This window comes from Pseudokineococcus basanitobsidens (assembly GCF_037482545.1).
In the GTDB taxonomy this organism is placed as follows: Bacteria; Actinomycetota; Actinomycetes; order Actinomycetales; family Quadrisphaeraceae; genus Pseudokineococcus; species Pseudokineococcus basanitobsidens.
The window spans coordinates 1-10,595 of the sequence record NZ_JBBIAA010000042.1 but is presented as its reverse complement, the minus strand read 5'-3'; the positions used below and the strand labels follow the sequence as shown (position 1 = coordinate 10,595).

At 74.2% G+C, this 10,595-nt stretch carries 9 protein-coding genes and 2 pseudogenes; 7 read left to right on the top strand and 4 right to left on the bottom strand.

Translation table 11 applies throughout. The features are described from left to right. Positions 1–1,038 precede the first annotated feature (1,038 nt). Together WDZ17_RS16760 and WDZ17_RS16755 are read left to right on the top strand one after the other, a co-directional pair. A complete protein-coding gene (locus tag WDZ17_RS16760) occupies positions 1,039–1,968 on the top strand; it encodes a fatty acid desaturase family protein (protein ID WP_339576319.1) in 930 nt (309 codons plus the stop codon). 10 nt (positions 1,969–1,978) lie between these two features. Further along, positions 1,979–2,554: a TetR/AcrR family transcriptional regulator gene (locus WDZ17_RS16755; RefSeq protein WP_339576318.1), complete on the top strand. Its 576-nt coding sequence runs from the start codon at positions 1,979–1,981 to the stop codon at positions 2,552–2,554. A 215-nt stretch (positions 2,555–2,769) separates the two neighbouring features. Here WDZ17_RS16755 and WDZ17_RS17555 read toward each other — a convergent pair. Beyond that, positions 2,770–2,841: pseudogene (locus tag WDZ17_RS17555) on the bottom strand (hypothetical protein); the annotation flags it as partial. A 354-nt stretch (positions 2,842–3,195) separates the two neighbouring features. Here WDZ17_RS17555 and WDZ17_RS16750 point away from each other — a divergent pair. After that, positions 3,196–4,044 carry a YsnF/AvaK domain-containing protein gene (locus WDZ17_RS16750; protein WP_339576317.1) on the top strand — a complete coding sequence of 283 codons (849 nt, stop codon included), beginning with the start codon at positions 3,196–3,198 and terminating at the stop codon, positions 4,042–4,044. 55 nt (positions 4,045–4,099) lie between these two features. Beyond that, on the top strand, positions 4,100–4,741 hold the full coding sequence (locus WDZ17_RS16745; RefSeq protein WP_339576316.1) for a hypothetical protein: 642 nt from the start codon (positions 4,100–4,102) through the stop codon (positions 4,739–4,741). A gap of 157 nt (positions 4,742–4,898) precedes the next feature. Here the strand turns inward: WDZ17_RS16745 and WDZ17_RS16740 are convergent, their stop codons facing one another. Beyond that, complete coding sequence (locus tag WDZ17_RS16740; RefSeq protein WP_339576315.1) at positions 4,899–5,990, bottom strand: beta-carotene 15,15'-dioxygenase, Brp/Blh family; 1,092 nt, start codon at positions 5,988–5,990, stop codon at positions 4,899–4,901. A gap of 97 nt (positions 5,991–6,087) precedes the next feature. Next, positions 6,088–7,086, bottom strand: coding sequence for a bacteriorhodopsin (locus WDZ17_RS16735; protein ID WP_339576314.1), 999 nt, complete (start codon positions 7,084–7,086; stop codon positions 6,088–6,090). A 316-nt stretch (positions 7,087–7,402) separates the two neighbouring features. On the opposite strand from WDZ17_RS16735, the gene WDZ17_RS16730 reads away from it, so the two are divergent. Next, positions 7,403–7,801: a MarR family winged helix-turn-helix transcriptional regulator gene (locus WDZ17_RS16730; RefSeq protein WP_339576313.1), complete on the top strand. Its 399-nt coding sequence runs from the start codon at positions 7,403–7,405 to the stop codon at positions 7,799–7,801. Beyond that, the gene (locus WDZ17_RS16725) at positions 7,798–9,042 is read left to right on the top strand and encodes a PP2C family protein-serine/threonine phosphatase (RefSeq protein ID WP_339576312.1); all 1,245 of its coding nucleotides are present in this window, start codon (positions 7,798–7,800) and stop codon (positions 9,040–9,042) included. The genes WDZ17_RS16730 and WDZ17_RS16725 overlap by 4 nt, the downstream gene beginning before the upstream one ends. Here the strand turns inward: WDZ17_RS16725 and WDZ17_RS16720 are convergent. Then, positions 9,023–9,937 carry a manganese catalase gene (locus WDZ17_RS16720; protein WP_339576311.1) on the bottom strand — a complete coding sequence of 305 codons (915 nt, stop codon included), beginning with the start codon at positions 9,935–9,937 and terminating at the stop codon, positions 9,023–9,025. The genes WDZ17_RS16725 and WDZ17_RS16720 overlap by 20 nt on opposite strands. A gap of 424 nt (positions 9,938–10,361) precedes the next feature. On the opposite strand from WDZ17_RS16720, the pseudogene WDZ17_RS16715 reads away from it, so the two are divergent. After that, positions 10,362–10,595: pseudogene (locus WDZ17_RS16715) on the top strand (hypothetical protein); the annotation flags it as partial.

Genomic DNA, 10,595 nt, shown 5'->3' with positions numbered 1-10,595 from the left:
CCCCAGAACCAGGATGCGCATGGTCTCCCCTCCCGCGGGCCTCACCCGCCACCGGTGCGGCGCGCCGCGGTGCGCGCCATCTCATGGGGCATCTCGTCTGCCCTCAGGGGCGTCGGGCCCCTCACGCAGTGTGTAGGCGTCGTCGTCGACGCGTGCAACAGGACCCATCGTCACGACGGATCCTGTGGCGGCCGGCGACGACGCGGGCGAGCGCCCGGGGCCGGGGCCGTACCCGGGAGGGCCCCGGGCAGGTGCGGCGGGTGGGCTCGACGGCGTCGGCCCGGCCCCCGGACGGACCGCGGTCGCGGGCCACCCAGACCCTGGCTGCCGCAGCCGCAGCGGTGCGACGGACACCTCGATGTGCCGTTGACGACCTCCGCTCCGACGTCGCTCGACCTCTCCAGCGCCACGTCCATGGACGGCGAGGGGCTGCGGCCGCTCCTCCGGGGACGGCTGCGCCCTCCCGGACTGCCTGTGGCGGAGGCGGTCTGCCGCCTCGGGTGGCCCAGCTGATGCACCTCACCGCCCCCGAGCGCGCGCTCGCGGTCGACGGCGGCCCGCATCCCCCAGCCGGCCGGCACCGGCTGACGCCGAGCCGACCGGCACGACGACGCGCCAGGCGCACCCGTAGCCTGGGCGGTGCGTGCCCACCGCACGCACGACCAGACCTGCACGTCATGACCAGTGCTGCCCCGGACCCGGCGGCGTGTCGATACCGACGCCGAGCCGATGGGTAGTTCAGATGTCCGACGTCCTGCAGGGAGCCTGGCCCGAGCTCCCGTCCCTTGTCCCTGCGGCCGACGGTGCGGCCGGGCGACCCGTCCGCAACCGCGACCGGCAGGTGAGTACCTACGCCGAGCTGTCCCGGCAGGTGCGCGACCGCGGGCTCCTCGCGCGCCGTCGGGGTTACTACTGGGTGCGCATCGTGACCGCCGTGGCGGCGCTGGCCGCGGTCGGCGCCGGCGTCCTCGTCCTGGGGGACACGTGGCTGGTGCTGCTCCTCGCCGCCGCGCTGGCGCTGGTCGTGACGNGACCGCCGTGGCGGCGCTGGCCGCGGTCGGCGCCGGCGTCCTCGTCCTGGGGGACACGTGGCTGGTGCTGCTCCTCGCCGCCGCGCTGGCGCTGGTCGTGACGCAGTGCGCCTTCCTCGGCCACGACGGCGCCCACCGGCAGATGTTCGGCTCGGCCCGGGCCAACGAGGCGGCCGGGCGGGTCTTCGCCTCCCTGCTCTGCGGGCTCAGCTACGGGTGGTGGATGGGCAAGCACACGCGCCACCACCAGGCCCCCAACACCGAGGGCGTCGACGGCGACATCCGGTCCAAGGTGCTCTCCTACACCGAGGAGATGGCTCGCTCCCGCCGGGGTGCCATCGCGTGGCTCACCCGCCGCCAGGGCTGGTTCTTCTTCCCGCTGCTCCTGCTGCAGGGCGCCAACCTCCACGTGGACAGCACCACCAGGCTGCTGAGCCGGGCACCGGTCAAGCGGCGCTGGGTCGACGTGGCGCTGATCGCCACGCACTGGGGTGCCTACCTCGCCCTGCTGCTCGTCGCGCTGCCGCCGGGCAAGGCCGCGGCGTTCCTCGGCGTGCACCTGGCCGTGCTCGGCGTGGCGATGGGGGCGGCCTTCGCCCCGAACCACGTGGGCATGCCGATCGTGCCGAGGACCGCGAAGCTGGACTTCCTGCGCCGTCAGGTGCTCATGTCCCGCAACGTCCGCGGCGGGGCCCTCGTCCACCTCGCCATGGGCGGCCTGAACTTCCAGGTCGAGCACCACCTCTTCCCGAGCATGCCGCGCCCCAACCTCCGGCGCGCCCAGCCGCTTGTGCGCGCCTACTGCGAGGCGCAGCAGATCCCGTACACGGAGACCTCCGTCGTCGGCGCGTACCGGGCGGTGGTCAGCCACCTCAACCGCGTGGGCCTGTTCGCCCGGAGCACCTTCTCGTGCCCGTTGGCCAGCCAGCTGCGCTGATGGCCGGCTGATGTCCACCCTCGACCGGCGCCGCGTCCTCGACGCGGCGGTGCGGCTGGTCGACGAGTCGGGCCTCCGGCAGCTGACCATGAGGAGGCTGGGCGGTGCCCTCGGTGTCGACGCGATGGCCCTGTACCGGTACGTCCCCGGCCGGGAGAACCTGCTGGACGGCATCGTCGAGACCGTCGTGGACGAGCTGTACGGCGACCCCGAGGTGCGCATGTCGGGTCGGCCGACGGTGGCAGGACTACCTGCGGCGCCTGGCGTACGGCGTGCGACGGGCGGCGTTTGCCCACCCTCGTGCCTTCCCGCTGGTGGCCACCCGCCCGCCGCAGACCTGAGCCTCTACCCGCACCTGCGCTCGCTCGTGCCCGAGCTGTCCGAGGACCGTTCCGCGAGCGACTTCGAGGAGAGTCCCTGCAGAACCTCCTCGCGCGACTGGGCGGCTCAGGTCCGTCCGGGTGAGGGCACCGGGGCGGTCGTCCTGGCCCCTTGGTCACGGATGGTGACCGCGTCTCGGGGAGCTCGCAGGGTGCCCGTCTCGAGTTGCACGTCGGGTGACGACCTGCTGAGTTCTACGCCGTAGTGCACAGGCTGCCCCGGACCCGGCAGCACACCTGACCACCTCGGTGTTGCCGCGCGCAGGGTCCGGCCGTTCTTCCCTCCGGAGTGCCTGCGCCGTGCGGTCGCCGGCCCCGCACCGTCCCCGGAGGTCCACATGCAGGACTCACTCTCAGATGCCCTCGCTTCGGTCGTGGAGTGCGTCCCGACGCCGCGCTCGACCGCACAGTCGAAACCCACCGTGCCCAGCAGCTTGTCGACCGCCTTGGCGATCAGCTTCACGACGACGATCCCGATGACGAGGATCAGCAGGAAGCCGATCAGCTAGCACGAGCCTCTCGGTGGTTCCGCCGACGACGTCGTCGCGCAGAGTGCTGCCCCGGACCCGGCAGTGCGTCGCGTCGCTCGTCCGCGGTCCATGTCCTCGGGTTCCCGGGCCTCCGTGCGTCGCACGGCCACCGACCCACAGGTCGCCCCCGGACCTCGGTGTCCGGCGGGAGCCGACCCGGTCTCGATGTCCTGGCCGGGAGTCGGCCCGGACCGGCGGGAGGTCGCCGTCCTCGTGGGCGCCCACCGCCTCCACCCCTTCCACCGATGTCTGTCCGGCGCTGACGCGCCGCACGGGCCAGACGCGCATCACCTCGACCACCATCAGGGAGACGTCACATGATCACGACAGACCAGGTCCAGCAGCTGCTCAGCGGTGGCGGCACCGTCACCGGTGAGGGCGGCAGCAAGATCGGCAAGGTCGGCCAGGTGTTCCTGGACGACCAGACGGGCGAGCCGGAGTGGGTGACCGTCAAGACCGGCATGCTCGCGGGGGCGGAGACCTTCGTGCCGCTGGCGCAGGCGAGCGTGCAGGGCAGCGAGGTGCAGGTGCCCTACGGCAAGGACGTGATCAAGGACGCGCCGCGGATCTCGTCCGACGAGTCGCTGAGCCAGGAGCAGGAGGCGCAGCTGTACCGGCACTACGGGCTGGAGTACAGCGAGGCGCCGAGCGACTCCGGGCTCCCGACCGGGACCGCCGACCAGGCGGGTGCCCCCGCGCCGTCCGGCGCCCCGGCGGGCGACTCCCGTCGGGACCGGGCCGGCGAGCCCGGCGTCGAGGGCCAGGACACCTCGGGCCCGACGACCGACGACGCCATGACGCGCTCGGAGGAGCAGCTGCACGTCGGGACCCAGAGCCGTGAGGCCGGGCGGGCCCGGCTGCGGAAGTTCGTCACCACCGAGCGGGTCACCCAGGACGTGCCGGTCTCCCACGAGGAGGTCCGGGTGGACCGGGAGCCGATCACCGAGGCGAACCGCGGCGACGCGCTGGCCGGCGGGGACCTCACGGAGGAGGAGCACGAGGTGACGCTGCACGAGGAGCGGCCCGTGATGGACAAGGAGACCGTCCCGGTGGAGCGGGTGCGGATGGGCACCCAGCGCGTCAGCGGGACCGAGCAGGTCTCCGAGGACGTCCGCAAGGAGCAGGTCGAGACCGACGCCGGCGACAGCGACACGTCGCGGAGCTGACCCCGCTCGACCCGTCGGAGCTCCCGGCGGTGTCGTCGACGACAAGGAGAGCAGCATGAGCAGCAGCTACCAGCCCAGCGGGCAGACCCCCGACCAGGCGCCCGGTGCGCGGGAGGCAGCCGCGCCCCGTCAGGACCGAGACACCGTCGTGGCGCGGGAGAAGGAGAAGTACGGCGGCATCAAGATCGGGTCGGCCTTCTTCGGGTGGCTCACCGCCACCGGGACCGCCGTCCTCCTCACCGCCCTGGTGGCCGCGGCCGGCGCCGCCGTGGGCCTCGCCACGGACACCGACGCGGGGACGGCGGCGGCCGAGGCCACCGCAGACCCGAGCACGGTCGGCATCGTCAGCGGGATCGTGCTGGCCGTCGTCCTGCTCGTGGCGTACTTCTGCGGTGGCTACGTCGCCGGGCGGATGGCACGGTTCGACGGCCTCAAGCAGGGGCTGGCCGTCTGGCTGTGGGCGGTCGTCATCGCCGTCGTCGTGGCGGTCCTGGCCGCCGTCGCCGGGGACCAGTTCAACGTCCTCGGGCAGCTGAACAGCTTCCCGCGGATCCCGGTCGGCGAGGGCGACCTGACGACCGGCGGCATCATCGCGGCGGTCGTGGTCGCCGTCATCAGCCTGGTCGGGGCCCTCCTCGGGGGCCTGGCGGGTATGCGCTTCCACCGCAAGGTGGACAAGGCCGGTCTCGACCGCTGACCTCGCACCGACCGGACGGTCGACCCGTGGCCCTCGCGGCCACGGGTCGACCGCGCGTCCAGCCGGCGGACAGGGACGCCGGGCACGCCGACGACCTCGAGGAAGCCGCCCTCCGGGCGATGCCCAGGCCGTCACCTCGCCCCGAGACCCCGATGCGTCACCGGTCGTGGTCGGCTGACCTGTCGTGCGGGCTCCAGGTCGGGCGTAGGGCCCGGTCGGTGACGGCGACCGCCGCAGCGTGCGGCACGGTCAGGCACAGGACGAGTGCGAGAGCCGCGGGCAGCACGTCGTCGCCCGCGACCACGACCAGGGCGACCAGGGCACCCAGGGCGAGACTGGTGGGAGCCACGGCCGCACGCGTGAAGCGCCTCAGCGCTGCTGCGAGCTCGATGCCGTCCACGGGCGAGGGCACGGCGGCACCTGAGGGTCCGCCCAGGCCCAGGCCCAGGCCCAGGCCCAGGCCCAGGCCCAGGCCCAGGCCCAGGTCCGGGAGCCGTCGAGGAGTGCGGGCGCGGTGGGCGTCGAGGGCGAGCAGGCGCGCCAGGTGTCGCAGTGAGTGCCACAGGCCGAAGTAGGCGGCGAAGGCGGGCAGCGGCGTCGCCAGGGCGAACAGGGCGACCAGCGCCAGCGGTTCGACCACCCCGACGGCGTCCCGGCGTCTGGCCGCGACCAGAGCGGTGACCAGCGCAGCGGCGAGCACGGGGACCAGCGCCGCCCGGGCGCCCGCGGCGACGGCCGCGCCGTGCCCACCGGACAGGACGCCGAGCAGGTGGCTGACGTCGGGGTCGGGGAGGGCCAGCGGCACGGTCACCGGGATGCCGCCCAGAGCGGTGACGCGCACGGCCCTGGCGCAGGCGCGCACGGCCCTGGCGGTTCGCCCGGCCGGGGTCTGCGCTGCAGGGAGCCGGCCGGTCCGCCACCGGGTGACCACCTCGTCGGCCAGGCCGAAGTGGACCGCGGCGAGCACGAGCAGCACGACCAGCGCGGGCAGCGGGGCCAGCCGTAGGGCCGTGACGGCGGCCACCGTCGCGATGAGGTAGAGCGCGGCGGCGCCGGCGCGGGCGCGCCGACCACGGGGGCGTAGCTCGGGCTGCAGCAGGTCCACCGCTCCGTGCGGCAGGCCGACCAGCACGGCGACCAGCAGCAGGACCGGACCAGCCGCCGCGGCGAGGGCGGGGGCCAACGCCGCGGCGGCGGGGACGGCGACAGCGACGAGCACCGCCGTCGTCAGCGGGACGGCGACGACCATGGTGCGCAGCCCTCCCCGTAGGGGAGGCAAGGTGCTGGGCGCGGGGCCCGTCTCGCCGGTGCGAGGGCGGTCGTGCCCGGTGGTCGTCGCCAACGGGTCAGCCCCGGCGCTGCCGGCGGGAGACGCCGTGACTGACGGCGCTGTGGCTGACGGCACGCTCGCCGGTGCTGCCGTCGGCCCCGGCGTCGACCAGGGCGTGCTCGGCCGGCAGGCTCACCAGCTCACCGGAGACCCAGACCTCGGCGGGGTACAGGTCGGGCAGCTGCGCCGCTTGGGTGCGGGCGTCCTCGGCGGTGCGGAGCTTGGCGACCTTGTGCACCAGGACCCCGAAGCCGGCCTTGGCGGTGATGTCGGCGGCGCAGAACAGCACCTGCACGGTGGTGGCCCAGGCCGCGTCGTCGTACCCGGCCCACAGCGGCACCAGGTACAGCAGCGGGTAGGCGCCGAAGACGCTGAGCAGCAGCACGACGGCGTTGCGCAGGCTGGTGCGCGCCTCCGGCCCCATCTCGGCGCGGGCGGCGGTGTAGGGCTTGACGAGGAAGACGTACAGGGCGACGAAGAACACGGTCGAGATCGCGCCCCACACCAGCAGCGGGCCGGTCGGGTCGCCCCCGCCGAGGGTGATCGCGCCGAAGTAGCCGGTGAGGATCATCAGGAAGGCGCTGCCCATCGCGCCCAGGCGCCACCAGGCGCTGGTGCGCCGGGCGAGGGTGCACACGGCGAACAGCTCGGCCGTCAGCAGCGGGACGGTCACCGACCAGTCCATGTAGCGCAGCGGGGTGATGCTGGTGCCGGGGTCGGCGGTGTAGGTGCCCCCGTCGGCGCTGGCGGTGAACCCGGTCAACCACTGGATGACGAGCAACGCGTAGGCCAGGGTGGCGACCCAGCAGATCAGGGCGCTGGCCAGGCTCGCCGGGCGGTACCGCTTGGAGACGTCGCTGCGGGTCGCGAGGGCGTACAGGCCGGCCGCGAACAGGGCGAACATCGACACGGCGAAGCTGTAGAGGATGAGCTGGTACTGCCAGGCGGCGTAGGTCGAGGCGCCGGTGAAGGTGGCGCTGGTCCCGCTGGTGAGCACCGGTACGGCTGCGGTCATGGTTTCCCCTCGAGGTGTCGGGCGTGGACCGGCCGCCACCGGCACGCCGGATCCGGACGGTGCCCACAGTGGCCTGTCCCTTGCCTGGGTGCAACATTTGGCGTGGCGCACGAGGAGGGGTGGTGAGGGCGGTGCGGTCTGTGCGCTCGGCAGACCGCACAGTGGGTCCGTGGACCGGACGCGGGTGAGAGCCATGACGGCTCGGGAGGACGGACGGCACGTGGGACGTGGGCGTGAGACCGATCAGCGAGCGCAGGGGGAGGCGGCGAGCTGGGAAGAGCTGTCGCGGGCCCTGGTCGACGTGGTGCACCGCGGGGTGTCCGGTGCACCGGACGACCTGACGCCGGTGCAGCTGCGGTGCCTGGAGGTGCTCGCGGCGACCGGTGGCACGTCCCGGGTGGGTGACCTGGCCGTGGCCCTCGGTGTCGTGGCGTCCAGCGCGAGCAGGCTCGTGGACCGCCTGGTGGCCCTGGGCCTGGTCTCCCGCCGGGCCGGCCGCAGCCGCCGGGAGGTGGACGTGATGATCACCGCGGCCGGCCGCCGGGCCCTGCGGCGGTGCGCTGCCGCGGTCTCGCACGCGCTCGAGCAGGTCGCCGCGCAGATGGACCCCGACGACCGTCGATCGCTGCGCCGGGGCCTGGCCGCGTTGAGCGAGGTAGCGGCACGAGCCCAGCAGCCGCAGGGCTCGCTCGACGTCCCGACGGAGGACCGGTGACCAGCTCACGCCCGCACGCCACCGACGAGGCGGTCCAGGCCTCCTTGTTGTCGGCCGCACTGGCCGCCAGCTCCTGGCAGGTGCCCCAGACGGTGGTCGACGTCCTCGGACCCGCCTCGGGCGCCGTACGCCTGGACCTGCTGCTCGTCGACCACGAGCTGGTCGAGCTGCACCGGATCGCGAGGTGGCGGGTGGGCGAGCCGTCTCACGCGGACCTCGGCGGACCTGACCAGCAGGGCGTGCCGCCGTCCCCGGGGCGCGAGCACCTGGTCGAGGGTCCGACGGCCGCTGCCCGCACCTTCCGCGAGCAGGTGGTCACCGTCGCCGGGACGACGGTCTGCCAGCCGGTGTCGGTGCGCGGCCACCGCCTCGGGGTCCTGGTCGCCACCGTCCCCGGCACGGTCGACCCCGCGGAGCGAGTGGTGCCCGTCCTGGCGGCCACGGCCGGGCTCGTCGGGCTGCTGCTGCGCCAGGCGGTCGAGAGCAGCGACGAGGTCGAGGTGCGCCGCCGTTCGCACGTGTTCAGCGTCGCCGCCGAGATGCAGTGGGACGTCCTGCCCCCGACCGAGCACCGCGGGCCCGGCGTGGAGGTCGCGGCGCTGGTCGAGCCCGCCTACCTGGCCACCAGCGACGTGTTCGACTGGGCCGTCGACGACGACGTGCTGTCCGTGGCCCTGCTGGAGGCCGACGGAGAAGGCCTGCGGGCCGCCCGGTCGGCGGACCTGGCCCTGGCGGCCGTGCGGCACGCCCGCCGCGCCGGTCTGGACCTGGTCGACCAGGCCGCCACCGCCGACGACGTCCTGCGTCGACAAGGCTCCGGGACCGGACGGGTGCACGCCGCCCTGGTGCGGGTCGACCTGGGCACCGGCCGAGGCCGGATGGTCCTGGCCGGCGCCCCGCTCGTGCTGCGGCACACCGCCGGCGCCCTGCACGTGGTCAGCGTCCCGCGCGCTCCGGCGCTCGGGGACGGCGAGGAGGGCGAGCGCAGCGACCAGCCCCTCCCCGTGCCGCCACGTCAGACGCTCGTGCTGGCTTCCTCCGGTGTGCTGCAGGCCCGCTCCCGTGACGACGTGCCGTTCACGCTGGACCAGCTGGAAGACGTCCTGCGCGCCCCCGCCGACCTGCTCGACACGCCCCGGCAGGTCGCCCGGGCCGTGCGCGCCCACTGCGGGGGGCAGGTCGCCCGGGACGCCACCTGCGTGCTCGCCCGGTGGGGCGCCATCAGTCGAGGGCGTCCTTGACCTTGCCCACCAGGCCCTCGGTGGCCTGCCTGACCCCGCCACCGGGGGTGCCGGGCGTGCCGGGGCCCTGGGAGCCGTCGTACGTCGCGAAGAGGTTCGGGTCGGGCGCCGGGAGCACACCGGTGTCGTCGGTCAGCGGCGGCGCGTCGGGCACGTACTCGATCTGCCCGTCGCCGAGCAGGGTCGGGCCCTGCGCCCAACGGCCCTCACCGGAGGTGCTGCCGGGGTTGGGGGAGTAGACGGCCTTGTTCCACCGCTGGTCCTCCTCGTCGCCGTGGGAGTGCTCGACGACGTCGGCGTAGCCCTCCTCGACGAGTGACTCGATGCCCAGCAGCCACTGCTGCTGGTGCCAGGTGTCGCGGGCGAGGTTGAACTGCAGCATCGCCTTGACGCCGGGGTCGTCGGTCATCCCGTACAGGCGGGAGGTCTGCAGCCGGCCCTGGTGCTCGGCGGCGGCGTTGGCACGGAAGTCGGCGAGCAGGTTGCCGCTGGCGACGATGTACCCGGCGTTCCACGGCACGCCCATGCTGTTCGTGGGCATCGGTCCGCCGCCGGCGACGATGGCCTGCTGCGGGTTCATCCCGCCCAGCGTCGCGGCCAGGACCGGGTTGGCTGCGGCCGCAGCGGCGGTGGTCTCGGCCGGGGCGCCCTCCAGCAGACGGGCGAGCATCGTCGTGAGCATCTCGACGTGCGCGATCTCCTCCGTCCCGATGTCCATGATCATGTCCTTGTACTTCCCCGGCACGCGGCACGACCAGCCTTGCCAGAGGTACTGCATCATCACGGTCATCTCGCCGTACTGGCCGCCCAGGATCTCCTGGAACTTCATGGCGTACAGCGCGTCGGGCTTCTCCGGCTTGGACTCGAACTGCAGCTCCTTGACGTGGCGGAACATGGGTGCACCCTTCGTGGTCGGGTGGAGCAGTCGGCGCCGCACGGCTGCGACGACCGTGCTCCCAGGTTGGCCCTCGAGGGCCGGCGCCGCCCGCCGAGCGGCAGCCCGTCGTCGGCGGCACGCCCGCTCCGGTGCCGCTGGACGTGCGTGGTCGGACGCCGACGTGCAGAGCTCTCGTCTCGCCCTGGTCGTCTTCGGAGACGCCCGCCACTTGCACGAGGCGCCGGGACGTCCCACCGTTGCGGGAGCGCCCCAGACCCGGTGCCGACGACCGCAGCGCCGAGCTGGCTGTCAGCACTGCCGAGCGCAGGATGGGAGCGACATCGATGTCCACCGCACAGCACGGGTCTGGGCGCCAGGCTGTGGGCCTGCCCCGTGGGCGGGGACCGGCCTCGACCGCCGTCGTCGACCTCCTCGGCGGCGGGTGCACGAGCCCGGGGAGGTCCGGGAGGTCGTGGTCGCCGAGCTCGGCCGGGTGCGCTGGGGCGCCGAGGAGGTGCTGCGCGACGAGTACCTGCAGCTGGCGCTGTGGACCCTGCAGGAGCTCTCGTTCCGGGACTTCGGCGGGGCCGGGGACGTGTGGGAGTGGGACCTGGAGCTCGTCGCCGCCCGGCAGGCGCTGGAGGGGGAGCTCGAGCGCGCGCTGCGCGAGGTCGCC